This window comes from Clostridium sp. HMP27 (genome assembly GCF_000765165.1).
GTDB lineage: Bacteria > Bacillota > Clostridia > Clostridiales > Clostridiaceae > Clostridium_AK.
Genome location: NZ_JMFY01000034.1, coordinates 124,698 through 149,221 on the forward strand (window position 1 = coordinate 124,698; position 24,524 = coordinate 149,221).

The following is a 24,524-nucleotide window of genomic DNA, read 5'->3' on the forward strand; positions in this document are numbered from 1 at the left end:
CTTAAAGCATTATCTCAGTTTATTTCCGTGGTTTCATATTTATAAAACTTATTGTAAATTATTATCACTTCTTATTATTATTTTGTTCATTTTCTGATGAATTTACATTAGGTGAATTTTGTTCTATTTCATCCAATCTTTTTTCAATCAGTTCTATTTCTTTCCTGATTTCTTGAAGTAAATCATATATTTCCTTTTGCATAATAATCCTCCATTCATTTTATCTATACATATAGTTTACAAAATTAGAATTATTATTCAATATAGTATGTATAATCTTTTATGTATTGACTATTTTTCATTAAAGCTTTAAAATTTAGCTAAGAATTGAAATAAAAAAATGGAAAGTCAAGGATAGATTTTTCCATAAGTTAATGGATTTGCAGAGTAATAAGGGAGGAATACATTTATGACAATTGGAATTATACTTGTGCTTATAGGAATAGTAGGTATAGGCACGGTTGTGGGTTTTTTAGTACTTAGAAAATATGATGAGGATGATTTTATAGAAGACGACGATTTTGATGAAGATGATGATATGGAAGAAAATAAAAGTGAAAATGGTATGATAGATAAAAAAGCTGAAGAAGAAAATGCTAAGGAAATAATAAATGAAGAAAATGCTAATATTGAAAGGCGTACTCATAAGGACAGTAAAAGCAGTGAAAAAAATCATTTATTAGTTGAAAAACAAGCTACAGAATTTGATGTAAAGAGAGAAAAAAATTCAACTATTTCAACTATAAGTGATGATACTATAATTTTAAGCAATTTTTATAACAATATAATTGCATTTTTAGTGCAGTTAAATGGAGTAAAGAGAGGAACAAATTATGAGATTAAACCTGGAGAAAGTCATATAGGCAGAAGTGATGATAATGATATAATACTTGAAGATATGTATGTAAGTGGGAATCATGCAATTATAAAGCAGCAAGAAGACAAGATGTATATATATGACTTAGGTTCAAAAAATGGAGTTTTTGTAAATGGAGAAAAAATAGAAGAGTCAAAGGAATTAAATAATAACGATACCCTAATAATAGGAGAGACAAAATTAAGGTTTGTGATAATACAGTAAAAATCATGTTAATCTTAATAATTGCATTAGGAAGTCTAAAAATATAGACTTCCTAATTTTATGCGTTTCATATGCAATTTGAATAAAGTGTTAAAATGGATTACAAATTTATGAAAAAATTTTAAAGTTTTATTATAACTTGTCGATAAATGAGGATGTTGGTATAATATTGCTGTGACAATATAATAAAACAAGTAATTTGCATAAGGGGAAGATGATATGGAAAAATTATCAAGCAACAAGAGAAAGCGAAGAAGTATAAAAAACAAGCTACTGCCACTTATAGTTATTGCTATGGTATTACCTCTTTTAATACTTAGTATATTGAATTATGGAATTTCAAATAAAGTTCTTTTAGATAGCTTTAAAAATAATTCAAAAGAAATGGCTTATCAAATGAATAGAAACTTAAATGATATGTTTATGGAAATAGAAGCAACTATAAATTTTTTGTCTGTGGATGAAAATATGAAAGATTTAGTTAGTCTAGAAGAGAAAATGAATAGCAATGATGATGCAAAAGAAAAAATAAAAGAAGAACTAGATAGAACTAAATACTTTTCTAGAAAGATGATAGACAATAAGGTGAAAACTGGTAATGGTTTATTTTCTATATATGTAGGGAGTAGAAATAAGACATTTTTCGCAAACTCAACTAATAAAGCAGGGGATATGGCAGGGTACGATCCTACACAGAGGCCTTGGTACAAAAAAGCAATGGAAAACCCAGATAAGGTTGTATATATAGATCCGTATGTAAGTCCAAGCACAGGAAAGCTTATGTTTACTATGGCAAAGACTTTAAAGGGCAATAATGGAGAAATACTTGGAGTAATAGGAGCAGATATTACTCTTGATAATTTTGCAACAAAGTATAAAGATGTTAGTATGGGACATAGTGGAGTGCTATTTGTTATGAGTCCCGATGGTATAGTACTTTCTCACCCTGATGAAAAATTAATTGGTCAAAGTGTTAAAGATCAAGAAGTTTTTAAAGTAATTAATTCTGAAAAAGAAGGTTTTAAAGAATATACATTTGAAGGGAAACATAAATATACATCATTTATAACTAATGATAAAACTTCATGGAAGATTGCATTAAGCTTTAATACAAATGAGACGGCAAATGAGCTAAATACTATAAACAAAACTAATATACTAATTGCCTTATTGAGTTCAATAATGGGAATCATATTTGCATTATATATATCTAGGATGATAACTAAGCCTTTAAAAGTATTAGAAGATGGAATAAACAAAGCAGCTTCAGGAGATTTAACTGAGGACATAAATATAAACTCTAAGGATGAGTTTGGAAATATAGGAAATGCCTTTAATCAAATGACGGCTAATTTAAAATCTCTTATAGGTGAGATAGTATCATCAGCTAAAGTAGTATCAGAAAATTCTATGTCACTAAGAGATATGTCGGGTCAAACTTCTAGTGCCACAACAGAAGTTGCGTATACTATAGGGGAAATAGCAAAAACTGCTACATCACAAGCTGTACAAACTCAAAGAGGTATGGAAAAATCAGAACAGCTTTCAGAAAGTATTGATGAAATTTCAAAAGCAATACACACTGTAAAGGAAGTTTATGATAATGTTACAAAGTTAAATTCAAATGGTATGAAAGAAATAGAGGATTTAACAAGTAAAACTGCCCTTGTAAATTCTGAGACAGAAAAGCTTAATGAGGTTATAGTAGCTATGGATACAAGTTCTCAAAAGATAGGAGAAATAATAGAAACTATTAAATCTATTGCAGATCAAACTAATCTTTTAGCTTTAAATGCATCAATTGAGGCAGCTCGTGCAGGAGAAGCGGGGCGTGGTTTTTCTGTGGTAGCAGAGGAAATTAGAAAACTTTCAGAAAGTACAGCATATTCAACAGAAGAAATAAATAAGCTTATTATTGACATACAAAAAAGATCCTCCAACGCTGTAACTTCTATAAGTGCTACAAAGGATACGCTTGGAAAACAGATTGGTGCAGTGAATGGAACGCGTGAAGTATTTGGAGAAATGTACAAGTCCATAGTTGAGGTTTCTAACTATATGAAGCATATAGAAGCATTAAATAAAACTATGATTATTAATAAAGAAGATATAGTGGAAGCTATAACAGAGATATCAGGTGCTTCTGAAGAGACATCAGCTTCCACAGAAGAGGTTTCTGCAAGTGCAGAAGAAATACTTGCTATTATAGAAGATCTTTCAGCAAGTACAAATAAGTTGTCAGAGTTAGCTGAAAATCTTTTACAAGAGGTAAACAGTTTTAAGGTGGAATAGATAATTCCTAATAAATTACTGAAAATAAGGACGAGATAGTGCAAGACATTTTAAATGATAGATTATTTTTTTAAAATGTTTTGTACTTTTTCATTTTGTGCTGCACTAAGGAAAAATATTAGAAAATACGTCATATAATATAGTATGATTATAGTATATTGGATTTTTAAAATGAAAATAAAGTTTAAGTTAGGAATTATAAAAAAATTAGATAGTACATAAAGGGGTGGAATAATGGGAGATGATAAAATAGTTGTTTCTAAAGATATACTCATAAAGATAAAGTCAAGAGCTCAAACTATTAAATCATTATGTAAGGACAAGGTGTTAGTTAAAGAAGCAGATGAAATATTAGATTTAGTAAGTAAAGAACTAAATAAAGACACGGAAACCGTGCTAGAAAAAATCGAGAAAAAAATGAAAGAAACTAGGAATGTAAATCCGGACTTAAATGCAAATTTATATATACTTCATAGAAATCTCGTGAAGAATAAAATAACTGAGGAAGATGCTTTAGCGTTATATACAATGTACTTAGAATCCGAAGTTTTCGACAAGAAAATTTACTAGGTAAATATAGAGGGGTACTAAAAATTAAAGTTTTATATACTCTCTAATCGTTAGTACCCAGTATATGATGATTTTTAATATATGTATTAAAGTACCTTTATAACTTCAACTTCATAGTCTCCATCAGGGGAAATTACTTTGGCCTTTTTGCCTGTAGTAAGCTTATATAAAGTTTTTCCTAAAGGAGAATCTATACTTATTTTCATATTTCTTGGGTCAGCTTCTACAGAACTTACTAATGTTACTTCTTCCTCTTCGTCCATATCGTAAAATTTAACTATTGCAGTTTTGTTGATGTCAAATATGTTTGCATCATTAGAACTTTCTACTATTACTGCATTTCTTAATTGATTTTCCAGCTCAAGTATTCTAGTTTCATTCATAGATTGATCATCCTTTGCAGCAGAATAATCGGCATTTTCACTTAGATCTCCTTGAGAACGAGCATATTTTAATGCTTCCTTAATTTCAACTCTTTTAACAGTTTTTAAATATTCTAATTCTGACTCTATCTTTTTTTTAGCTGTTTCAGTTAAAATAATTTTATCCATAAACAAATTCACCTTCCTAGTAATTTATTATTGACAGTCAATAAAATTTTAAACAATGTATGAAAATCCTTTAGTATTTTCCCATAATGCCATTTTATCATCAATATATTAGTATAATCAACAATGAATATTTAACAATGATAATTTGTTTGAAAAATCAAAATAATTGCAAAAAGTTTCCGAAATTTATCTTGTTATGTAATAAATCATTGTATATAATATAAATAGATTTGCTTGTTAGAGTAGGTGATTGCGCGTGAAGTGCTAGATGGACAGGAAGTTGCCACTAGACGAAGAGATTTTAATGTTATTTAAAGTTTCGCGATGCAGTTGCCGCATTCCGCTAACATTTTTTAGCGTCACTTTCTCTATTGGCAAATACTATGAAGGGAGGCGCCATTATGAAGAATACAAGAAAGATGGTATTTTTAGGTTTGTTTATTTCATTACAGGTCATACTTACAAGGTTTTTAGGAGTTGAAACACCAATTATTAGAGTAAGCTTTGGATTTTTGCCATTAGCTTTATGCGGTATGTTATTTGGTCCTTTGTATGGAGGAATATGTGGAGCGATAGCAGATATTTTAGGTATGTTAATATTTCCTAAAGGAGCGTATTTTCCGGGTTTTACATTAAGCACGGCTTTATCAGGAGTAGTATATGGAATATTTCTATATAAAAGACCTAAATCTATGATTAATATAATTTTAGCTGTCTTAATCATAACGATTTTTATAAATTTGGGACTTAATACTATATGGCTTTCTATGATTACCGGTAAAGCAGTATATGCTATAATAGTTCCTAGAATAATAAAAAATCTTATAGAAATTCCGGTAAAAGTACCAATTATATACATGTGCTGGAAAGCAATTGGACATTATATGGACAAATCCTTCCGTAATGTGGCAGTTTAAATTAAGTATAAATTTATGTTCTGCATGGCAAAATATAATCAAATATATGTAGAAAGGAAGGATATCTATGAGACCTTTTAGAGGAGATAAACATCAAAAGGGTGGCAAAAATGATGGTGTAAAGCCTGTAGATAGAGCAAGAAAAAGGAATGAAAAGAATCCTCCAACTTATGAAACCTTTGATGGAGAAAAGATATACTAATATAATACAATAATAAAAAAGTAAAAGTTTAAAATATAATCTAGGAAGTTTGCTTGCAAACTTCCTATTTTTATATAATTATTTAATTACTGTTATATAAAAATTATTAATATTTGCAACTAATTATTATTATGATTATAGAGAATAATACTTGGATAAAAGTAATATATTTCAAATGTAGAATATGTTAAAAGGTTATATAAGTTGTATTAAAAAGGGGGATGGAAAATGACTTATCATTTTCAATGCAAAAAAACTATTGCATTATTTCTATCAATATTTATGGTTTTATGTATGATTTTTTCAGGAAATGCATTTGCAGCTTCAGAAGATATTAAGACTATAAATATATTGTCCTTTAACGACTATCATGGACAGGTTTTGGAGGGGAAAAAGGAGCCTGGAATATCGAAATTTACAAAGGCTATAAAGGATTTTAAGTACAAGAATAAAAACACTATAGTAGTTGCAGCTGGAGATCTTTATCAAGGCTCCGCCATATCTAATTTGAACGAAGGTGCTCCAATAAATGAAATGATGAATAATTTAGAAGTGATTGCTTCAGCCATAGGTAATCATGAATTTGACTGGGGAATAGATAAAATTGAAAAATGGTCTAAAGAAGGAAATTTTGAATGGCTAGCTTCAAATATATATGATAAAAATACATTTAAGCCTGTAGCTTTTGCAAAACCATATAAAATTGTAGAAGTAGATGGTGTAAAAATAGGATTTATAGGACTTTCAACTCCAGAAACTACCTATAAAACAAAGGCAGCTTATATAAAAGATTTAGAGTTTAAAGATCCTATTAGCTCAGCTAAGGAATGGGCTCAAAAGCTTAAGAGTGGAGAATTGAAAGAAGGAAAAGCCGATATAGTTATAGCCCTTACTCACCTAGGTGCTTTTCAAAATAAGGATAGTAAAGTTATAACAGGAGAGGCAGCAGATTTTGCTAAAGCAAGTACCTACGTAGATGCTGTAATAGCAGCACATACACATCAAACTGTTTCGGGGAAAGTGGAACAAATTCCTGTTGTTTCAGCATATTACAATGGAAGGGCTTATGAAAGGTTAGAAATAAAATATAATTTAAATACTAAAAAAGCAGAAATAACACCATATGCTGTTGATTTAATAGCTTCACTAAGTGAATTGGAGGAAGATGCAGAAGCTAAAGCTATAGCTGAAAAATATGAAAAGTTATCAGGACCAAAGCTTAATGAAATATTAGCAGTTACAGAGAAGGATTTAGTTCATAATAAATTAAGCGGTGCTTCAATACTTGGTGAATGGATATGCGAGGTTATGGCGAAGGTTACTAATTCTCAAATAGCTATAACTAATGGAGGAGGAATAAGAACTTCATTAAACAAAGGAAATATAACTATGGGTAATTTATATGAAGTTATGCCATTTGATAATACATTATTTACTATGGAGCTTACAGGAGCAGATATAAAGAAAGTTATCGAAAATGGTATAGGGAATGACAAGATTGGTTGGGTTCAGGTTTCAGGATTAAAGATAAAATATGATTTGGACAGGGCATTTGGAAATAGAGTAATTGAAATGAATCTTATGAATGGAACAAAGCTCAATATGAGCAAATATTATAAGGTAGTAACTAATGACTTTATGGCTTCTAATGGGGATGAATATGATTTTTCAAAGGGCAAAAATAAGTTAGATACAAATATCCCAGTAAGAGATGCATTAGTAAATGAATTAAAGGCTTGTAAAGAACTTTCATTAGTTAAAAAGAATTATCTAGAGCAAGAGAAAAAGATAGAAGGCCCAACTATACCGGTAATACCACAAAAATCAGTTATATATACTGTAAAGTTAGGAGATACGTTATACTCTATAGGAGCAAAATATAATGTTGATTATAAGGAAATAGGAGAAATTAATAATATAAAAAACTTCAATTTAATTTTTGTTGGGCAAAAACTTGTTATTCCTCAAAATTAAAGTAATAAAGGAACTTGAACAATGTATTCAAGTTCCTTTATTACTTTTATCCTAAATTTCTAGAAGATGAACTTGCCACATAGGTATTACTCTTAGATTGAGTATATACTACCCAGTACAAGAATCCAACGAGAACTGAGCCGCCGATTATATTTCCAGCTGTTACCCAAAATAAATTATGAAATATATTTGAAATATTTATGGCCGAAATAGCTGAAGATTTAAGGCCTGAAGCTCCTATATAAACAATGTTTCCTTTAGATAATAATCCCACAAATAAATAATACATATTAGCCACGCAGTGTTCAAAGCCACCCACTATAAAAGCCATTATAGGAAACCATATGATGAAGATTTTTCCTATTATATCTTTAGCAGCATAAGCTCCCCATACTGCTAAACTTACCATGAAGTTACAAAGTATTCCGCTGGATAATGCCTTCATAGCAGTTAGTGAGCTTTTAGTATAAGCAACCTTTAGTGCATAGCCTCCTAGCTTTCCTCCGTTCATATCAAAGGATCCACTAAGAATAAGCAAAACTACTATTAAAAGAGCACCTAAAAAATTTCCTAAGTATACTATAATCCAATTTTTAGCCATAGCTTTTAAACTAATTTTGTTTTCAAGTATACCAGTAATCATAAGAGAGTTTCCTGTAAAAAGTTCTCCACCGCATATTATAACTAGTATAAGGCCAACGGGGAAAACAGCTCCTGCCATAAATTTGGAAAGTGAAACATTCGATATACTGTGAGAAGCTACTGCAGCAGCAAAGCCTCCCATAGCTATAAATGCACCTGCAAGTATTCCGAGTATAAGAGTTTTAATAAATGTAGAGTTCGCTTTTCCTGTAGCTGTAGTTATTGCTTCAGGGCATAATTCTGACCATTTTAACATATGTTTGTCCATAACATATCCCCCTGTTAATTTTGTGATTAATAGCCCAAAATTAGTAACTAACCAGAGTCATCTAGAGACAATAAGTTAATGATTACATGATGCGTTAGTGACTAATAAATGACTATTTTTGCAATTAAGTAAATTATTATAATTTTATTATACTGTAAAAGCATCTATAAAACGTCTATATACATTCAGTAGTATTTAGAAATTTTGAAAAATTCAATGTATTAGTGAGATGTTTACAGTTTTTATTCTGAGGTTAAAATGTTTGTAATTTTTAACAAAATTGATTAATACGTTCTAATTTGGGTATAATCAATAAAAAATAAATATAGAAGGTGAAGAAATGAATAAGGTTTTGTTAATAGGAAGGCTAGCTAAGGACTGTGAATTGAGATATGTAGGAGAAGATAAAACTGCGGTTTTAAATTTTACATTGGCTGTACAAAAGCCTTTTTTAAACAAAGATGGAGAAAAAGATGCTGATTTCATTCCAATAGTGTATTGGAAAAAAGCAAGTGAAGCATTAGCCCCTTATCTTAAAAAGGGCAAGGTTATAAGTGTAATGGGAAGAATAAATATTAGAGCTTATACTAAAGAAAATGGTGAAAAGAAATATTCTGCTCAAGTAGTAGCGGAACAAATACAATTTGTAGATTTATTCAAACATAAGGAAAAAGCAGAATAAATATATTGACCATTATTATATCTCCCTATAATATAAGAATGTAGAAGATAAATATATTATAGGGAGAAATAAATTATGATATATAAAAAGTGCGTTAACTGTAAATTTGTAATTAAAATTGTAGTAATTTGCATCCTAATAATTCAAGTGTGTTTTTTAATGAAATATAGGACAACTCTTCTAGGGATAAATAAGGAATACTTGGAAAACGTTATAAGAAATCAGGGCGCTTTGTCGAAATTTGTATTTGTAATTATATTTGCATTAAAACCACTTATAATAGTTATACCTGCCATGCTGATGACTATAGTTGGGGGGAGTTTGTTTGGTCCTCTGCAGGGATTATTATTGAGTTTAATTGGATTTTTTTTATCAGGAACGTTAGCTTTTTTTATTGCAAGACTTTTAGGGGAATCTTTTGTGGACAAGATAATTAAAGGAAAAGGCATGAAAATGGATAAAGTAATAAATAGAAATGGTGTTTTCATGATAGCGCTTATAAGATTTATACCTGTATTTCATTACGATATAGTAAGCTATACCTTAGGGCTTACGAAAATAAAATATAAAGATTATATTATAGGATCTATATTAGGTGTAGTTGTAGAAACCGCAGCTTATGCATACCTAGGACAAAATATATTTAAGCCTCATTCTCCTGAATTCATAATATCTGTATTAGTAATAATTATTTTAGGAGTTTTAGGTTGGTTTTTGGCGAAAAAGAGATCTTTTAAATAAAGTAATATGGTTTAATGCCGATAAATAAAGTATTGATTTATATTTATAATTTGATTTTGGAGTGATAATTTATGAGATTAATGCAAAATATGTCTTCGCAAAGAATATATAGGCAATATCAAAAGTCTTTGGTAAATCAAAGCAAAGCATTAAAGCATATATCTTCTGGAGAAAAGTTTACAAAGGCCGGAGAAGCGCCAAATGAAATTGCTAAAAGTGAAAGAATGAGACTTCAAATAAGAGGATTTCAAATGGCTCAAAAAAATGCACAAGATGGAATAAGTATGATGCAAACCGCAGATGGAGCATTAGATTCTATGACAAACACTATGCAAAGAGTAAGAGAACTTTTGGTCCAAGCAGGAAATGGAGCAAATAATACTGAAGATAAAGAAACTATATTAAATGAAGTAAAACAAATGATAGCTGGGTATGATGATATAGCAAAAAATAGTGAATTTAATGGTGTATCTCTATTTGATCCACAAGATGGTGCAAATAATGTGAAAATGCAAATAGGAGCTAATGCCTATGAAAATGTAAAAATAGAGTTTTATGATTTAAGAGCAGAAGATTTAAAGGATTTAGAAACTGGAGACAGCTTGAATTTAAATCTTATAATTGAGTCAGTAAAAGATAATGATTTAGGTAGCGCTATTGATCAAATGGATTCGGTAATAAAAAACTTAAGCGATGTGAGAAGCAAATATGGAGCATTAGCTAACAAGTTTGAAGAATGTTTTGAAGGTTTAGGAGAATTTGAAATGGCAACTCAGGCTGCAGAAAGCTCCATTAGAGATACAGATATAGCAGAAGAAATGATGGAATTTACTAAAAATAATATACTCATAGAGTCTGGTAATGCGATGATGGTTCAATCTAATAAGTTGCCACAGGAAATACTAAGAATACTAGAAAATGTAAGAAGTAGGTAAGAGATATAGGTAATCAGTATAGATATAAAAGCTGATTGCCTATTATTTTTTTTATTATATTAAATAAAATTTAATTTAATAAAAAATAAAATGTATTTAAAATTAGATGAAAAATAGTAAAAAATGTAGTATAATTGCATAGTATAGGAAAAAAATGTTTTAAATTGTTAATTTAATAACAGTATTTAACAAGATATAATGGACTAAAATTGTATCATAATAGCACCATTTACATTAATTTTACTAAAAAACTTTCGAACTATTAAAAAAAGTTAAAAAAGTTTATAATTTATTTAAATATTTTAAAAAAAGTAAATATTAATACTATACAAAAGCTTGTTTTTATTGTAAAATTGAAGCGTATTTTGAATTTAATGTAATAATATTAGAAAAATATAGAAAAAAATGGGAGATGATAATTTGAGAATTTCTAATCTTTCGCAAGATCAATTTACATATGAAATTATAAAAAAAGGGCTAGACGCTTCTTCTGAACGAAGTAAGGTTATAGCTAATAATATTTCAAATATAAATACAGGAAATTATAAGAGAAGATATGTAAGTTTTGAGGAAAGTTTAAAACAAAATGAAACAGAACTAAATTTAAAAGTTTCTAACAAAAGACATTTTAATGATGGTGCTTCTTTAGGAGAAATTACTGTAAAGGAAGATAAGACAAGCAGTATGAGGGATGATGGTAATAATGTTAATTTAGATTTGGAAAAGGTTAATCAAGCTGCAAATACTCTTATGTACAATGCAATGATTGCTCAGCTGAATAATAGAATTTCACAAAAGAGGATTGTTATTAGTGGGAAATGATGATTAATAGCATACGTATCATTAATGAAACTAATAAATAATAAATATTTAAAATAATGACAACGAGGTGAAATATTGTGAAAGCGTTTAATAATTTAAGAATAAGTGCCAGCGGACTATCAGCTGAAAGGTTGAGAATGGATACCATTGCGTCTAATATAGCAAATGCTTCAACTACAAGAGGGAAAGATGGAGAGCCTTATAGAAGAAAAATTGCATTATTTCAGGAAAACTTAACAAGAGAGATGGATAAATCTACTGGAAAAGAAAAGGAGAGACTTTTAGGTGTAAAGGCAGTAAAGGTAGCTCAAGATCCAACGGAGCTTAGAAGAGTATATGATCCAACTCATCCTGATGCGGATGAAAGTGGATATGTATTGATGCCAAATGTAAATATATTAAATGAGATGGCTGATATGATAGCTGCAACTAGAGCCTATGAAGCTAATGTAGATGCAATAAATTCCCAAAAATCAATGTTTTCTAAGGCGTTAGAAATAGGAAGGTAGGTGAAAAATATTGAGAATAAATGAATTTACTCCATTAAGTTCTATGTTTGAAGATATGAAAATATATGGAGGAGTGGAAAACAAATCAAATGAAAAAGAGAGTGGTTTTTTCTCAGTTCTTAAAGATAAGTTAGATGGAATAAATGAAAAACAAATAACATCAGAAAATACAACAAGTGCTTTTATAAGCGGAGAGGAAGTAGATGTACATAAGGTCATGTTAGATGCGGAAGAAGCTAAGCTATCTTTGGAGTTGGCAGTACAGATGAGAAATAAGATAGTTGAAGCATACCAAGAAATTAATAGAATGCAATTATAGTAAGGAGTGCTAGTGAATGAACAAGCTATCCCAATGGATTAGCAACCTAAGGACAAAATTATTTGAATTGAGCACAAAAAAGAAGATAGCTTATGGAATTATTTTAGTAAGTATTATTGGAGTTTTAATATATGGTGTTATTTCAGTAAGTTCCACTAAATATGCTGTTCTTTTTCAAAATGTAGATTCTGACGATGCAGGAGCAATTTATACTAAACTTAAAGAAAAAAAAGAGGATTTTAAAGTAGAGGGCAATACTATATTAGTTCCTACAGATAAGGTTGATTCCTTAAGAATGGAAGTGTTAGCTGAAGTGCCTATGACTAATGGAAGTCAAGGATTTGAGCTTTTAGATAAAAGTAAATTTGGAAGCACAGATGCAGAAATGAAAATAAACTATCAAAGGGCACTTCAAGGAGAAATTGAAAGGACTATAAAAGCCTTTCCTGAAATAGAAAATGCCAGAGTGCATCTAGTACTTCCTGAAGATAGTGTTTTTGTTAAGGATTCTGCACCAGCAAAAGCGTCGATTACATTGAAAATGAAATCTGGCAAAAGGCTTACAAATGATCAAGTAAAGGCTATAGTTTCTTTGACATCTGGTAGCGTGAAAAATTTACCAAAAGAAAATGTTGAAATAAATGATACAAAAGGCAGCTTAACGCAAAACCTTTTTGAAGATAGTGAATTTGAAGCATCTTCTTCAGCGGAAAAACAGCAAGTATTGGAAAAGGATTATGAAAAAAAGCTTGAAAACAAAGTTACTGATATGCTTTCGGCTGTCTATGGGAAAGATAAGGTAAGGGTTATTGTAAATGCTGACCTAAATTTCGATGCTCAAGAAACTGATAAAATAACTTATGACCCTAAGAATGTGGTGGTAAGTGAGAAAAATTCAAAAACCACTGAAAAGGGTTCAGAAGGTGAAGTGACAGGAAGTCCTGTAGATGACAATATGAATAATGAAATTGAGACTAATGCTGATGGTAGCGTAACAACTCATGAGGAAAACACTAAAAATTATCAAATATCTGAAAGTAAGGAAAAGATAATAAAAGCACCAGGAGATGTTAATAGACTTACAGTTTCTGTGATTCTAGATGGCACTATGGATAATGCTACAAGAGCATCTGTTAGCAATAGTGTTATGTCAGCTGTAGGATACAATCAAGCTAGAGGAGACAGTATCAGCGTAGAAGGATTAGCCTTTGATAAAGAGTCAGAAAATAAGATTAAAGATGATTTAGAAGCAATGGAAAAGGAACAAGAAAGAGCAGCTCTTATGAAGAAATATGGATTAATAGGAATTGGAGTAATTTTATTATTAACATTAGTAATAGGAATGATTTTAAGAAGAAGAAGCCATAAAAAAGAAGAAGAGGAAGTTTTACAGCTAGATCATATAGATACTATTATAGATGATGAAGTTGAACTCGAACAAAAACCTAAATTTAAACCTATAGAATTGGAAACAGAAACTGAAATTAGTCATACAGAAAATGAAATAAGAAAATATGCTATAGATAAACCAGATCAAGTTTCAGAAATAATAAAATCTTGGTTGGCAGAAGATGAGAGGTGATTTAAATGTATAACGGGGTAGATGGCGAAAAATTGACTGGAGTACAAAAGGCAGCAATACTTTTTATAACTTTAGGACCAGAGGCTTCTGCTGGAATTATAAAGAAACTTCCTGAATCAGAAATACAAAAGATTACCTATGAGATTGCTAATATTAGTGCGGTAAAATCAGAACAAAAGCAAAGTATTTTTGAAGAGTTTATTCAAATGAATAAAGCAAAGGATTATCTTATAGAAGGAGGTTTAGATTACGCTAAAACCCTTCTATCTAAGGCATTAGGAAGCCAAAGAGCAATAGAAATATTAGATAAGGTAACAGAGGCTACTCAGCAGTTTAGACCATTTGCTATTGCTAGAAAAGCAGATGCAAATCAGCTTTTAAATATTATATCTAATGAACATCCTCAAACTATAGCTCTTATACTTTGCCATCTTCAGTCAGATAAGGCAGGACAAATTTTATCTGAGTTATCCGAAGAAGTACAGGGAGACGTAGCTTATAGAATTGCAACTATGAATAATACTTCTCCTATGGTATTAAAGGAAATAGAAAAGGTGCTGGATAGTAAATTATCTTCTGTAGTAAAATCTGAAATGAAAGCTATGGGTGGGGTTCCAACTATAGTTGATATATTAAATCAAGTAGATAGAACTACAGAAAAGAATATAACAGAGGCTCTAGAAAGAGAAAATCCTGAACTTGCAGAAAAGGTTAAGTCATCTATGTTTGTATTTGAAGATATTATTACATTAGATGATGTATCAATACAAAGAGTATTAAGAGAAGTAGAGACGAAAGAACTTTCACTGGCACTCAAGGGAGCTTCAGAGGAAGTAGCCAATGCTATATTTAAAAATCAATCTAAAAGAGCTGCTGCTTCATTGAAAGAAGACATGGAATTCTTAGGGCCTGTAAGACTTATGGATGTTGAAAAGGCACAGCAAAAAATTGTTGGAATTATAAGAAGACTTGACGAGGCTGGCGAAATAGTAATTGCAAGAGGTGGAGAAGATGCAATCATCGTATAAAGTAATAAAAGGAGAAAGCCTAGTTAATCAAGGTAAAAGAGAAATAATAACTGAATATATTCCTAAAGTTTATAAGGAATTCGCTGAAGAAAGTTATGTTAAAGATAGAAGTGAAGGAGTTTGCACTAAAGGTATAGTTGAAAGTTATGAAGCTTTAAGTAATTCCATATTAAAGCAGGCTAGGGCTAAAAGGGAAGATATATTAATTCAAACTTATAAAGAAGCAGATATAATAAGAAATGAAGCATACAACGAAGCATATAAAAAAGGATATGAAGAAGGAAAAAATAAGGGATACAGTGATGCATACGAAGAAGGATATGAAAAAAATATCAAAAAAGCAGAAGCAGAAAGGGAAGCACTATTAAAGGAAGCACAAAATACTTCAAGTAAAATTGTAGAAAGTGCTAAGGCTGAATATTTAAGATATCTTGATGAAAAAAAAGATGAAATGGTGAGGACTATTAAAAATATAGTAGAAGTTGTATTTAAAAGAGAAATTAAAGAAGAAGATAGTTTGAATGATATGGTATTGGATGTTTTGCAGTTAGCTAAGGGAGCCAAATCGGTAATAATAAGATGTAATCCTATATATGAACAGGAGTTAAAAAACACCATAGATATTTGGAAAACTCGTGAGGTGTTTAAAGGAGAAATATTTATCATACTAGACGAGACAATATCTGAAGGGAATTTATTAATAGAAAAAGATAATGGTAAAATACTCATAAGTACAGAGAAGGCCTTAGAAAAAATAGAGGAAATACTTCTTTCGGAATAATGGAGTAAATAAGAGGGTACAGTATGGAAGCATTAAAGTTTCAGCTTATAAATAAAAGAATTAAAGAAACTAACTTTTATCATATAGAGGGCATTGTTAAAAAAGTAATAGGGCTTACTATTGAAGCAGAAGGAATAAAATCTTTTGTTGGTGAAGTTTGTATTATATACAATGAAAGGAATAATCCTATAGATTGTGAAGTTGTTGGTTTTAAGGAAAAAGATGTGATACTAATGCCGCTTGGAGAACTTATAGGTATATCACCTGGTTGTAGAGTAGTGCCGACTGGAAAACCTTTAAGCGTAAAATGTTCTGAAGAACTATTTGGGAAAGTTTTGGATGGACTGGGAAGACCGCTAGAGGGTGAAGAAGTAAGGTGTGGGGTTTACTATCCCCTAGATACAGCACCTCCAGATCCTATGAAGAGAAAAAGAATAAAGGATATAATTCCAACAGGAGTTAGAGCCATAGATGGTTTTATAACCTGTGGTGAAGGGCAGAGAATAGGAATATTTGCAGGAAGTGGTGTTGGAAAAAGTACAACCTTAGGGATGATAGCAAAATATGCTGACGCAGATGTAAATGTCATATGCCTTATTGGTGAAAGAGGAAGAGAAGTTTTAGATTTTATAGAACGAGATTTAGGACCTGAGGGTATGAAAAAAAGCATAGTAATATGTGCAACTTCTGATAGACCAGCTCTGGTGAGGATTAAGGGAGCATTTACAGCAACAGCTATAGCAGAATACTTTAGAGATAAGGGAAAAAAAGTAATTCTAATGATGGATTCTGTAACTAGATTTGCAATGGCTCAAAGAGAAGTTGGACTTGCTATAGGTGAACCTCCAGCAACTAAAGGCTATACTCCTTCAGTGTTTGCAATGCTTCCAAGGCTTATGGAAAGGTCAGGAATGTCTGATAAAGGTTCTATAACAGCATTTTACACAGTGCTTGTAGATGGGGATGATTTTAATGAACCTATTGCTGATGCAGTAAGAGGTATATTGGATGGACATATAGTACTTTCTCGTGCGTTAGCAGCTAAAAATCATTATCCCGCCATAGATGTACTAAATAGCATTAGTAGACTTATGAGTGAAATTGCAGAAGAAGAGCACAAAAAGGTTGCAGCAATTTCAAGGGATCTTATGGCAACTCATAAGGAATCTGAAGACTTAATAAACATAGGTGCTTATGTTAAGGGAAGTAACAATAAGGTTGATATGGCTATACATTACATTGATAGTATAAATAAATTTCTTACACAAAGGGTAGAGGAACAGACAGCATTTAATGATACTATAAATTGGCTTAAATCAATGTTTAAATGATTGACAATTGAGAAGAGGGAGTTATATGGAAAACTATAAATTTAGGCTTCAGAAACTTTTAAACATAAGAACGGATAAAGAAGATGAATCAAAGAGAAAATTTAAAGAAGTTCAAAAAGAAAAGATAGAGGTTGAAAATAAATTAATTTATCTTCAGGAAAATTACAAGAAATACTCAAGCTTATGTGATAATCAAAGTATAGTAGAGCAAAAAATAAAATATCGATATTTATCAGCATTAAATGTAGGAATAAATCAGACTTCAAGGGAACTTGAAAATAAGGAAAAGCTTTTAAATAATGCACGCCAAGAATTGAAGCAAAAGCAAATAGAGAGAAAAACTGTAGAAATATTGAAAGAAAAAGGATATGAAACGTTTATAAAAGAACAAAATTTAATTGAACAAAAGGCTAATGATGAATTTGCACTTTATGCTCACATAAGAGCTATGCGAGGGAGGTAAAGTAATTGAATGTAGCATTAGGAGAAATTAAACCTAATTTTAATGTAAAAAATATAGAAACTCCTAAAAAGTCAGAAGATACTAAATTTAAGGATGACTTTTCTAAAACTTTAGAAAATAAGTGTAAGTTGTCCTCTAAGGAAATTAAAAAAGATAATTTAAAAGAAACAAGAAGTAAAAGTGAAGGCAAAGAAATAGATAACAATTCCAGTTTGGACATTAATAACATAAAAGATAAACTAAAGGAAGCAGGAATAAGTGAAGAAAAACTAAATAATATAAACTCAATTGAAGATTTAGAACAACTTATAAAAGATGATATATTAAGTGCACAGGAAAGTAACGTTTTACCGAATGAAGCTATTTCAATAATGGGGGTTTTAATATTAAATTCCTTAAATAACATTACTTCTAAAGACGAAGTAAGTCGATTAAAGGAAGTAATAATGTCCAATGTGAAACTTTTAATTGATAATGTTAATTTAGATGATAGCTACTTCAAGAATAAGCTTAATTCATTATTGGGAAATATTGATGAAAATATTTTAGATAATAAGTTACATATTAATTCTCCAGAATCTTTTAAACAAAGTTTACAGGAAGAACTTACATCACTTGTAAAAGAAGCTAAGGAAAGTTTAAATAAATCTTCAAATAAAAATGGAGTTATATTTGAAAAGCATGAAGTAACTTTAAACAAAGATGTTAATGTAGTATCTAACAATATTAAGCAGGATAAAGATATTAATGTAATATCTGACATTACTAAACAAGATAAAGAGAGTTTTTTTAGTTTAAAAGATAACAAGCTCTCACAAGAAGAAAATATACTTAAAAATTTATCTAAGGACTCTTTAAAAGATAACAAGATTGAAAATGCTGTTAACTTTATCAATCATTTAAAGACAACTGTAGAAAATATACAAGTCCCAGCAGAAGAAAATATAGTTATAAATAAAGATACTTTTGTAAATGACATACTAAAAACAGTAAAATATATGGAAGTAAGCAATCTTAAGGACTTAACTGTCAAAATTAATCCTAAAGAACTAGGAGAAATAATAATTAAAGTAACTACAGAAGGAGGCGTTATGAAGGCTAACATTATGGCTCAAAATAAGGAAACCTTCAACTTATTAAACGCTCATCTTTCAGAGTTAAATGATAAATTACAACAAAATAATATACGTATTGAAAGCCTTAACATAAATATATACGAAGACACAACCTTTTTTAAGGGACAATCTGAACATGAAAATAGTGGGAAACAGCAAGAAAAAAAAAATAAATCGTCTACTACAGAAATTCAAGGACTTGATATAGATGAAGTAATCAGTCCAAATGAAGAACTAAATAATGTAAATTTGTTTGCTTAAGGAGGTGAGAAAATGGCAGAAACTACAGGCATTAATACTCAAAACCAAACATATTCATCTACAAAAACAAATAGAGGTACTAAGATAGTAAAAGCTGGAGGAGAATTAGACAAAAATGCCTTTTTACAAATACTAGCAGCAGAACTTACTAATCAAGACCCATTATCTGGTGGTAAAGACGGAACTGAATATGTAGCTCAAATGGCTCAATTTGCTAATTTGGAGCAGATGACAAATATGAATACTTCCATGAATTTTTCTGGAGCATCAGGTTTAATAGGTAAGACAGTAATGATAGATTCCTTAAATGATAAGGGGGAATATCATGTAGGTACAGTTACTGGAGTGTCTAAAGATGGAAGCGCAGTAAGAGTAAATGTTAATGTAGGAAAAATAAAGCTTGAAGATGGTACAGAAATAGATGATATAAGACAATTTATGTATAGCTCTATTATAGAAGTTGTAGCAACACCAAAGGATTCTAAAGATAATGTGGAATCACCAAATGGTTCCGAAGAGGATAGTAAAAGGGAAATTGTTTAGAATATAAAAATATTTCAAATTGGAGGTTATATGAAATGATACGTGCAATGTATTCAGGCATAAGTGGGCTTAAAGCAAATCAAACTAAGTTAGATGTAATAGGTAATAATATAGCAAATGTAGGTACTACTGCTTTTAAAAATCAAAGAATAAGATTTCAAGACATGTTAAGTCAAAATGTTAAGGAAGCAACAGGGCCAGGTAGAACTATAGGAGGTACGAATCCAAGTCAAGTAGGACTAGGGGTGCAGGTTGCTGGAATTGATACAACTATGACTCAAGGTAATATGCAGCCTACAGGAGGAATGCTTGATGTAGCTATAGATGGAGATGGATTCTTTATGGTAGGTAAGGGAGACATAGAAGGAAAAATTACTATTGACACTAGTGACGACAAATACATGACAATTAAAAGTGCTACGGATATGGAAACAATGTTCAGCCGTGATGGATCTTTTAAGTTAGACTACAATGGTAACTTAATAAATTCTGACGGATTGAGAGTATTAGGATATGCTTTTGAAGGATATGAGGTAGAAGATGGTAAAGTAAAAATGGCCTATGTGGATGCAGAAGATAAGGATTTAAAACCTGAGAATGAGGATGAGCTAGTACCTTTAGCTATACCAGATGAAATTGAGGGTGAAGATGGAGAAATGAAAAGAGTAAAGAGTTTTTCCATTGACAAAAATGGACTTATAAAGGCTGTTTTAAGTGATAATACAGTTACAGCAGTTGGTCAAATTGCCATGGCATCCTTTAAAAATCCTGAAGGTATGACTAAGGCAGGCAAAAATATATGGCAGAACTCAGCAAACTCTGGACCAGCGGTTATTAGAACAGCTGTTGGAACAGCTAAAGAGGATGCAAATGATGAGGGATATGGAGACTTGGCTCAAGGAATGCTTGAAATGTCAAATGTAGACTTAGCAGAACAGTTTTCAGAAATGATAGTTGCTTCTCGTGCTTTTCAGGCTAATGGAAAGATAATAACAACTAGTGATGAAATACTTCAGGAATTAGTCAATCTTAAGAGATAGTTTTAATTAGCAATTTTTATTATTAATATTAATCAAGTGTATAGAAGTTTCCTTATTAGCGCAAATTTCTTGCACTTGATTAAAACTTATAATTAAAACTATAGTGACAAGGAGGTCAAAGTAATGATCGAAGTTACGGGGTTAGATCGAAAAAAGTTTATACTTAATGCAGAACATATAGAAAAAATGGAGTCTGTGCCTGAAAGTCTTATAACTTTAGTAAATGGAAAAAGGTATTTAGTACGAGAATCTTTAGATGAGATTTTAGAGAGAGTTCTAATATACAAAAGAAGAATATTTTCCATGAACTCACAGGAGGCTACTAAGAAATGAAAAGAAGGGATATATTAACAGCAATAGGTATAACGTTAGGTTTTGGAATGATGCTATGGGGTATGGCCATGGTAAGTATTACAGAATATAGTATTGGGCAGCTTAAACTGTTTTGGGATATATCTTCTGTGATAATAACTATAGGTGGGTCATTTTGTGCCTTGCTAATAGCTTACCCATTTAATACATTTAAGAAATTATTTAAAATAATAATTCAGGCTTTTAGAGAAAGTGAAAAATCTGCACCAGATATAATAGGTGAATTTGTATCTCTTTCAAGAAAAGCAAGAAGGGGAGGACTTCTTTCTTTAGAAGATGAAATAAGCTCTATAGAGGAGGATTTTTTAAAGAAGGGACTTCAGATGGTAGTAGATGGTATTGAGCCAGAAACCATAAGAGAAATAATGGATTTAGAAATTTCTGAAATGGAAAGACGCCATAAAGAAGGAATAGAGATGCTAAGAACTTGGGGAGGATATGCACCAGCATTTGGTATGGCAGGTACGCTTATAGGACTTATACAAATGCTTGCCAATCTTTCGGATTCAAGTCAAATAGCATCAGGTATGGCAAAGGCACTTATAACTACATTTTATGGTTCATTAATGGCATACCTTATATTTAATCCTATGGCTGCAAATTTATCACTGAAAAGTGAACAAGAGGTAGTTATAAGAGATATGATGTTAGAAGGAATACTTTCTATTCAATCAGGTGTAAATCCAAGGATAGTTGAAGAAAAGCTTATGGCTTATTTATCACCTGAAGAGAGAAAGAATTATGCAGTATCTGCAAAAGCAGAAGGGGTGGCTGAAAATGGCTAGAAGAAAAAGAAGGGGTAGCGATGCAGGAGGAGCAAATAATGAATGGCTTGCAACTTATTCGGATACAGTTACCTTGCTTTTAACCTTTTTCGTCTTACTATATTCTTTTTCCAGTGTAGATGCTCAAAAATTTAAACAAATAGCCTCTGCATTTCAAAGTGTTTTATCTGGAGATAGTGGACAGACAATATTTGATTTTAACATGAAAAATGGAGATGTTCCTTTGGTAGGGGAAACGGTGGATTTAGGGTCTGATACTGGCGGAAAAGAAAATGAGCTTTATGATAAAGTCAGAGATTTTGTTGAACAAAACAAACTTCAAAATACTGTAAGCGTAAAATCAGATAGACGCGGAGTGCTATTAGAGTTAAAAGATAATGTGTTTTTTGAAACTGGACAAGGGGAAATAAAACCTTCTAGTTTACCAATACTTGATAAATTAAACAAGGTAATATTAAATTTACCTAATGAAATAGTGGTAGAAGGGCACACAGATAATGTGCCTATAAGCAATTATAAATATAACTCCAATTGGGAGCTATCAACAGCTAGAGCGGTAAATGTGGTAAGATACTTTGTTGAAACCAAGAAACATACTCCTTCTAGATTTACTGCGGCAGGATATGGAGAATATAAACCTTTATATTCTAATGATACAGAAGAACATAAAGCAAAAAATAGAAGAGTAAATATAGTAATTGTAGCATCAGAAAAGGAGAATGGTAGTAAATGAGTGAAAAGATAGCTAAAGAAGGAAAAGGGAAAAAAACTTTCAAAACTATAATAATTATAATTATCATAGTTTTAGCTATATCTGGAGGAGCTTTTGGAGGATATATGCTAGTCAATAAAAATAATAGTCAGGCAAGTGGTGGTAATACTCAAGTAGTAAATAACAATCTATCTACACAAGCACCTTCAACACAAATAATTGCAAACGGGACAATTCAGCCTGTAATAAGTGAGTTCACATTTGAACTTGGCGAATTTTTAGTAAATCTTTCAGATGAGGGAGAGAAAAGGTTTGTAAAAGCAAATATTTATATAGGGCACAGCAATAAAAAACTTGCAAAGGAACTTGAAGGTAAGACACCAATGCTTAGAGATGCAATTAATAGTGTACTAAGAGCAAAAAAAGCAAAGGATTTTACTCCTAAAGGAACAGAAGATATAAAGCTTGAAATACTAAATAGAATAAATCCAATGTTTAAAGAAGGCAGATGTGAAAGTATTTATTTTAATGAAATATTAGTTCAGTAAAACTAAAGAATAAAGGTAAGGTATATATGGATTTACAGTTTTTCGCAACTTTATTGAAGATAATAGTAGTCCTCCCCTTTGTACTAATGCTTATATATATATCAATAAAATATGGGGGAGGAAAGCTTCAAGATCTTCAAAAGGTAAAATATATGAAAGTATTAGATAGGCTTTCACTATCCAAAGAAAATAATATTTTAGTAGTAAAGATAGGAGAAAAGGCCTATGTAGTATCTAGCGTGCAAGGTAAAATAGAAATTCTTTTTGAAGTACCTAGCGAAGATATAATTAAAATTGAGTGCTCAAAGGAAATTCCAGAGTACCGTAACATAAAAGATTTAATTAATAAATTAAAATCTAAAAAGGAAGATAAAGATGAAGAAACTAAATATTAAAAATGCTAAAGTCTTAGTTGGAACAATATTAATAGCAGTATGTTGTGTGCTTATATTTTCATCTAAAATTTATGCAGCTCCTGCAAATGTGCCAATCCCAAGGGTTAATATATCTTTAGATGGAGCAGGAAACTCTAAAAATTATGTAGATAATATAAAGCTCCTTATAATGCTTACTATACTTACATTACTTCCTTCTTTTATTATAATGATGACTAGTTTTATAAGAATTACAGTGGTGTTTGGATTTTTAAGAAATGCTATAGGTACTCAGCAATCACCGCCAAACCAAGTATTTATAGGACTAGCACTGTTTTTAACAGTATTTATTATGACCCCTGTATATAATGAAATTAATTCTAAGGCCTTTACTCCATATATGGAAAATAAAATAAGTCAAGAACAAGCTATAGAAATTGGAGCAGCACCGCTAAGACAATTTATGCTAAAGCAAACTAGAAAAAAGGATTTGCAGCTTTTTGTAGAAGTGGGAAAGATAAATAAAGATGTGACAAGTGAAAAGATGCCTCTGTATATTGTAGTTCCAGCATTTATAATAAGTGAATTGAAAACAGCTTTTCAAATAGGATTTTTACTTTTTATTCCATTTTTAATTGTAGATCTTGTAGTAGCAAGTATACTTATGTCCATGGGTATGATGATGCTTCCACCAGTGATGATTTCATTGCCATTTAAACTTCTTTTGTTTGTAATGGTTGATGGATGGCACCTCCTAGTAAAATCTTTAATAATGAGTTTTAAATGAGGTGATTAATAAATGAGCGAAAATGTGGTAATAGGAATCGTAAAAGATGCCATACAAACAGGACTTATAGTAGCAGCACCAATACTTGGAATTTCAATAATTGTAGGTCTTATTGTAAGTATCTTTCAAGCAACAACACAAATACAGGAGCAAACACTGACATTTGTGCCAAAACTTATAGCTGTTGCAATAGTTGGACTTCTTACAGGAAGTTTTATGCTTCATCAGCTTGTAAACTTTACAGAAAGAATATTTGCATTGATTTCAAATATAATACAATAAATCGTTGGGGTGTTT

General features: G+C 30.7%; 30 protein-coding genes and 1 riboswitch. Of the genes, 27 read left to right on the plus strand and 3 right to left on the minus strand.

What is annotated here, in order from left to right; translation table 11 throughout:
• Positions 1–64: 64 nt before the first annotated feature.
• Positions 65–202: a hypothetical protein gene (locus DP68_RS19730; protein ID WP_291549543.1), complete on the minus strand. Its 138-nt coding sequence runs from the start codon at positions 200–202 to the stop codon at positions 65–67.
• A 207-nt stretch (positions 203–409) separates the two neighbouring features.
• On the opposite strand from DP68_RS19730, the gene DP68_RS19035 reads away from it, so the two are divergent.
• The 3 genes from DP68_RS19035 to DP68_RS14805 all read left to right on the plus strand — a co-directional run bounded on the left by DP68_RS19035 (position 410) and on the right by DP68_RS14805 (position 3,943).
• Positions 410–1,081, plus strand: coding sequence for an FHA domain-containing protein (locus tag DP68_RS19035; RefSeq protein ID WP_052085830.1), 672 nt, complete (start codon positions 410–412; stop codon positions 1,079–1,081).
• Positions 1,082–1,300: 219 nt separating this feature from the next.
• Complete coding sequence (locus tag DP68_RS14800; RefSeq protein ID WP_035310823.1) at positions 1,301–3,373, plus strand: methyl-accepting chemotaxis protein; 2,073 nt, start codon at positions 1,301–1,303, stop codon at positions 3,371–3,373.
• A gap of 234 nt (positions 3,374–3,607) precedes the next feature.
• Positions 3,608–3,943, plus strand: coding sequence for a hypothetical protein (locus DP68_RS14805; RefSeq protein WP_035310826.1), 336 nt, complete (start codon positions 3,608–3,610; stop codon positions 3,941–3,943).
• 86 nt (positions 3,944–4,029) lie between these two features.
• On the opposite strand, the gene greA is transcribed toward DP68_RS14805, so the two are convergent.
• Complete coding sequence (gene greA / locus DP68_RS14810) at positions 4,030–4,494, minus strand: transcription elongation factor GreA (RefSeq protein ID WP_035310829.1); 465 nt, start codon at positions 4,492–4,494, stop codon at positions 4,030–4,032.
• A 236-nt stretch (positions 4,495–4,730) separates the two neighbouring features.
• Positions 4,731–4,842: riboswitch (THF riboswitch) on the plus strand.
• A gap of 53 nt (positions 4,843–4,895) precedes the next feature.
• Here greA and DP68_RS14815 point away from each other — a divergent pair.
• The 3 genes from DP68_RS14815 to DP68_RS14820 all read left to right on the plus strand — a co-directional run bounded on the left by DP68_RS14815 (position 4,896) and on the right by DP68_RS14820 (position 7,587).
• Positions 4,896–5,411, plus strand: coding sequence for a folate family ECF transporter S component (locus DP68_RS14815; RefSeq protein ID WP_035310831.1), 516 nt, complete (start codon positions 4,896–4,898; stop codon positions 5,409–5,411).
• Between the two features lie 67 nt (positions 5,412–5,478).
• Positions 5,479–5,613, plus strand: coding sequence for a hypothetical protein (locus DP68_RS19735; RefSeq protein WP_278281162.1), 135 nt, complete (start codon positions 5,479–5,481; stop codon positions 5,611–5,613).
• Positions 5,614–5,841: 228 nt separating this feature from the next.
• Complete coding sequence (locus tag DP68_RS14820) at positions 5,842–7,587, plus strand: 5'-nucleotidase C-terminal domain-containing protein (RefSeq protein WP_035310833.1); 1,746 nt, start codon at positions 5,842–5,844, stop codon at positions 7,585–7,587.
• A gap of 46 nt (positions 7,588–7,633) precedes the next feature.
• Here the strand turns inward: DP68_RS14820 and DP68_RS14825 are convergent, their stop codons facing one another.
• Complete coding sequence (locus DP68_RS14825) at positions 7,634–8,497, minus strand: formate/nitrite transporter family protein (protein WP_052085831.1); 864 nt, start codon at positions 8,495–8,497, stop codon at positions 7,634–7,636.
• A gap of 340 nt (positions 8,498–8,837) precedes the next feature.
• On the opposite strand from DP68_RS14825, the gene ssb reads away from it, so the two are divergent.
• From ssb to fliQ, 21 genes are all read left to right on the plus strand, one after another.
• Positions 8,838–9,179 (plus strand): single-stranded DNA-binding protein, encoded by a 342-nt coding sequence (ssb, locus tag DP68_RS14830; RefSeq protein ID WP_035310835.1) that lies wholly within the window; start codon positions 8,838–8,840, stop codon positions 9,177–9,179.
• A 75-nt stretch (positions 9,180–9,254) separates the two neighbouring features.
• Positions 9,255–9,920 (plus strand): TVP38/TMEM64 family protein, encoded by a 666-nt coding sequence (locus DP68_RS14835; protein ID WP_035310837.1) that lies wholly within the window; start codon positions 9,255–9,257, stop codon positions 9,918–9,920.
• Positions 9,921–9,991: 71 nt separating this feature from the next.
• Positions 9,992–10,855: a flagellin gene (locus tag DP68_RS14840; RefSeq protein ID WP_035310840.1), complete on the plus strand. Its 864-nt coding sequence runs from the start codon at positions 9,992–9,994 to the stop codon at positions 10,853–10,855.
• A 420-nt stretch (positions 10,856–11,275) separates the two neighbouring features.
• Positions 11,276–11,677 carry a flagellar basal body rod protein FlgB gene (gene flgB, locus DP68_RS14845; RefSeq protein WP_035310844.1) on the plus strand — a complete coding sequence of 134 codons (402 nt, stop codon included), beginning with the start codon at positions 11,276–11,278 and terminating at the stop codon, positions 11,675–11,677.
• Positions 11,678–11,754: 77 nt separating this feature from the next.
• Positions 11,755–12,186 carry a flagellar basal body rod protein FlgC gene (gene flgC / locus DP68_RS14850; protein ID WP_291549555.1) on the plus strand — a complete coding sequence of 144 codons (432 nt, stop codon included), beginning with the start codon at positions 11,755–11,757 and terminating at the stop codon, positions 12,184–12,186.
• Between the two features lie 10 nt (positions 12,187–12,196).
• Positions 12,197–12,505 carry a flagellar hook-basal body complex protein FliE gene (gene fliE, locus DP68_RS14855; RefSeq protein ID WP_035310848.1) on the plus strand — a complete coding sequence of 103 codons (309 nt, stop codon included), beginning with the start codon at positions 12,197–12,199 and terminating at the stop codon, positions 12,503–12,505.
• Between the two features lie 16 nt (positions 12,506–12,521).
• Positions 12,522–14,087, plus strand: a complete 1,566-nt coding sequence (gene fliF / locus DP68_RS14860; protein ID WP_035310850.1) for a flagellar basal-body MS-ring/collar protein FliF — start codon at positions 12,522–12,524, stop codon at positions 14,085–14,087.
• Between the two features lie 5 nt (positions 14,088–14,092).
• Entirely contained in the window at positions 14,093–15,115 is a 1,023-nt protein-coding gene (fliG, locus tag DP68_RS14865; protein ID WP_035310852.1) for a flagellar motor switch protein FliG, read from the plus strand.
• Positions 15,099–15,896, plus strand: coding sequence for a hypothetical protein (locus tag DP68_RS14870; protein ID WP_035310854.1), 798 nt, complete (start codon positions 15,099–15,101; stop codon positions 15,894–15,896). Before fliG ends, DP68_RS14870 begins: the two co-directional genes overlap by 17 nt.
• Before the next feature lie 23 nt (positions 15,897–15,919).
• Positions 15,920–17,227, plus strand: a complete 1,308-nt coding sequence (gene fliI / locus DP68_RS14875) for a flagellar protein export ATPase FliI (protein WP_035310855.1) — start codon at positions 15,920–15,922, stop codon at positions 17,225–17,227.
• A gap of 25 nt (positions 17,228–17,252) precedes the next feature.
• Positions 17,253–17,690, plus strand: a complete 438-nt coding sequence (gene fliJ / locus DP68_RS14880; protein ID WP_035310856.1) for a flagellar export protein FliJ — start codon at positions 17,253–17,255, stop codon at positions 17,688–17,690.
• A gap of 5 nt (positions 17,691–17,695) precedes the next feature.
• Positions 17,696–19,066, plus strand: a complete 1,371-nt coding sequence (locus DP68_RS14885; protein WP_035310857.1) for a flagellar hook-length control protein FliK — start codon at positions 17,696–17,698, stop codon at positions 19,064–19,066.
• Between the two features lie 12 nt (positions 19,067–19,078).
• Positions 19,079–19,609: a flagellar hook capping FlgD N-terminal domain-containing protein gene (locus DP68_RS14890; RefSeq protein ID WP_052085832.1), complete on the plus strand. Its 531-nt coding sequence runs from the start codon at positions 19,079–19,081 to the stop codon at positions 19,607–19,609.
• Between the two features lie 35 nt (positions 19,610–19,644).
• Positions 19,645–20,649 carry a flagellar hook-basal body complex protein gene (locus tag DP68_RS14895; RefSeq protein WP_035310859.1) on the plus strand — a complete coding sequence of 335 codons (1,005 nt, stop codon included), beginning with the start codon at positions 19,645–19,647 and terminating at the stop codon, positions 20,647–20,649.
• A 123-nt stretch (positions 20,650–20,772) separates the two neighbouring features.
• Entirely contained in the window at positions 20,773–20,982 is a 210-nt protein-coding gene (locus tag DP68_RS14900) for a flagellar FlbD family protein (RefSeq protein ID WP_035310861.1), read from the plus strand.
• On the plus strand, positions 20,979–21,806 hold the full coding sequence (locus DP68_RS14905) for a motility protein A (RefSeq protein ID WP_035310863.1): 828 nt from the start codon (positions 20,979–20,981) through the stop codon (positions 21,804–21,806). Before DP68_RS14900 ends, DP68_RS14905 begins: the two co-directional genes overlap by 4 nt.
• Entirely contained in the window at positions 21,799–22,539 is a 741-nt protein-coding gene (locus DP68_RS14910) for a flagellar motor protein MotB (RefSeq protein ID WP_035310866.1), read from the plus strand. The genes DP68_RS14905 and DP68_RS14910 overlap by 8 nt, the downstream gene beginning before the upstream one ends.
• Positions 22,536–23,066, plus strand: a complete 531-nt coding sequence (locus DP68_RS14915; protein WP_035310868.1) for a flagellar basal body-associated FliL family protein — start codon at positions 22,536–22,538, stop codon at positions 23,064–23,066. Before DP68_RS14910 ends, DP68_RS14915 begins: the two co-directional genes overlap by 4 nt.
• A 26-nt stretch (positions 23,067–23,092) precedes the next feature.
• The gene (locus tag DP68_RS14920; protein WP_035310869.1) at positions 23,093–23,461 is read left to right on the plus strand and encodes a flagellar biosynthetic protein FliO; all 369 of its coding nucleotides are present in this window, start codon (positions 23,093–23,095) and stop codon (positions 23,459–23,461) included.
• Positions 23,442–24,227 (plus strand): flagellar type III secretion system pore protein FliP, encoded by a 786-nt coding sequence (gene fliP, locus DP68_RS14925; protein ID WP_035310870.1) that lies wholly within the window; start codon positions 23,442–23,444, stop codon positions 24,225–24,227. The genes DP68_RS14920 and fliP overlap by 20 nt, the downstream gene beginning before the upstream one ends.
• A 12-nt stretch (positions 24,228–24,239) precedes the next feature.
• Positions 24,240–24,509 (plus strand): flagellar biosynthesis protein FliQ, encoded by a 270-nt coding sequence (gene fliQ, locus DP68_RS14930; RefSeq protein WP_035310872.1) that lies wholly within the window; start codon positions 24,240–24,242, stop codon positions 24,507–24,509.
• Positions 24,510–24,524 lie beyond the last annotated feature (15 nt).

Coding starts and splice junctions, on each gene's coding strand:
- fliP (WP_035310870.1), top strand. CDS start 23,442: ATGAAGAAACTAAATATTAAAAATGCTAAAGTCTTAGTTGGAACAATA.
- DP68_RS14920 (WP_035310869.1), top strand. CDS start 23,093: ATGGATTTACAGTTTTTCGCAACTTTATTGAAGATAATAGTAGTCCTC.
- fliJ (WP_035310856.1), top strand. CDS start 17,253: ATGGAAAACTATAAATTTAGGCTTCAGAAACTTTTAAACATAAGAACG.
- DP68_RS14910 (WP_035310866.1), top strand. CDS start 21,799: ATGGCTAGAAGAAAAAGAAGGGGTAGCGATGCAGGAGGAGCAAATAAT.
- DP68_RS14815 (WP_035310831.1), top strand. CDS start 4,896: ATGAAGAATACAAGAAAGATGGTATTTTTAGGTTTGTTTATTTCATTA.
- fliI (WP_035310855.1), top strand. CDS start 15,920: ATGGAAGCATTAAAGTTTCAGCTTATAAATAAAAGAATTAAAGAAACT.
- greA (WP_035310829.1), bottom strand. CDS start 4,494: ATGGATAAAATTATTTTAACTGAAACAGCTAAAAAAAAGATAGAGTCA.
- DP68_RS14840 (WP_035310840.1), top strand. CDS start 9,992: ATGAGATTAATGCAAAATATGTCTTCGCAAAGAATATATAGGCAATAT.
- DP68_RS14835 (WP_035310837.1), top strand. CDS start 9,255: ATGATATATAAAAAGTGCGTTAACTGTAAATTTGTAATTAAAATTGTA.
- DP68_RS14890 (WP_052085832.1), top strand. CDS start 19,079: ATGGCAGAAACTACAGGCATTAATACTCAAAACCAAACATATTCATCT.
- DP68_RS14900 (WP_035310861.1), top strand. CDS start 20,773: ATGATCGAAGTTACGGGGTTAGATCGAAAAAAGTTTATACTTAATGCA.
- fliG (WP_035310852.1), top strand. CDS start 14,093: ATGTATAACGGGGTAGATGGCGAAAAATTGACTGGAGTACAAAAGGCA.
- DP68_RS14805 (WP_035310826.1), top strand. CDS start 3,608: ATGGGAGATGATAAAATAGTTGTTTCTAAAGATATACTCATAAAGATA.
- DP68_RS19735 (WP_278281162.1), top strand. CDS start 5,479: ATGAGACCTTTTAGAGGAGATAAACATCAAAAGGGTGGCAAAAATGAT.
- DP68_RS14870 (WP_035310854.1), top strand. CDS start 15,099: ATGCAATCATCGTATAAAGTAATAAAAGGAGAAAGCCTAGTTAATCAA.
- DP68_RS19035 (WP_052085830.1), top strand. CDS start 410: ATGACAATTGGAATTATACTTGTGCTTATAGGAATAGTAGGTATAGGC.
- DP68_RS14895 (WP_035310859.1), top strand. CDS start 19,645: ATGATACGTGCAATGTATTCAGGCATAAGTGGGCTTAAAGCAAATCAA.
- DP68_RS14905 (WP_035310863.1), top strand. CDS start 20,979: ATGAAAAGAAGGGATATATTAACAGCAATAGGTATAACGTTAGGTTTT.
- DP68_RS19730 (WP_291549543.1), bottom strand. CDS start 202: ATGCAAAAGGAAATATATGATTTACTTCAAGAAATCAGGAAAGAAATA.
- DP68_RS14915 (WP_035310868.1), top strand. CDS start 22,536: ATGAGTGAAAAGATAGCTAAAGAAGGAAAAGGGAAAAAAACTTTCAAA.
- DP68_RS14800 (WP_035310823.1), top strand. CDS start 1,301: ATGGAAAAATTATCAAGCAACAAGAGAAAGCGAAGAAGTATAAAAAAC.
- fliQ (WP_035310872.1), top strand. CDS start 24,240: ATGAGCGAAAATGTGGTAATAGGAATCGTAAAAGATGCCATACAAACA.
- DP68_RS14820 (WP_035310833.1), top strand. CDS start 5,842: ATGACTTATCATTTTCAATGCAAAAAAACTATTGCATTATTTCTATCA.
- ssb (WP_035310835.1), top strand. CDS start 8,838: ATGAATAAGGTTTTGTTAATAGGAAGGCTAGCTAAGGACTGTGAATTG.
- fliF (WP_035310850.1), top strand. CDS start 12,522: ATGAACAAGCTATCCCAATGGATTAGCAACCTAAGGACAAAATTATTT.
- DP68_RS14825 (WP_052085831.1), bottom strand. CDS start 8,497: ATGGACAAACATATGTTAAAATGGTCAGAATTATGCCCTGAAGCAATA.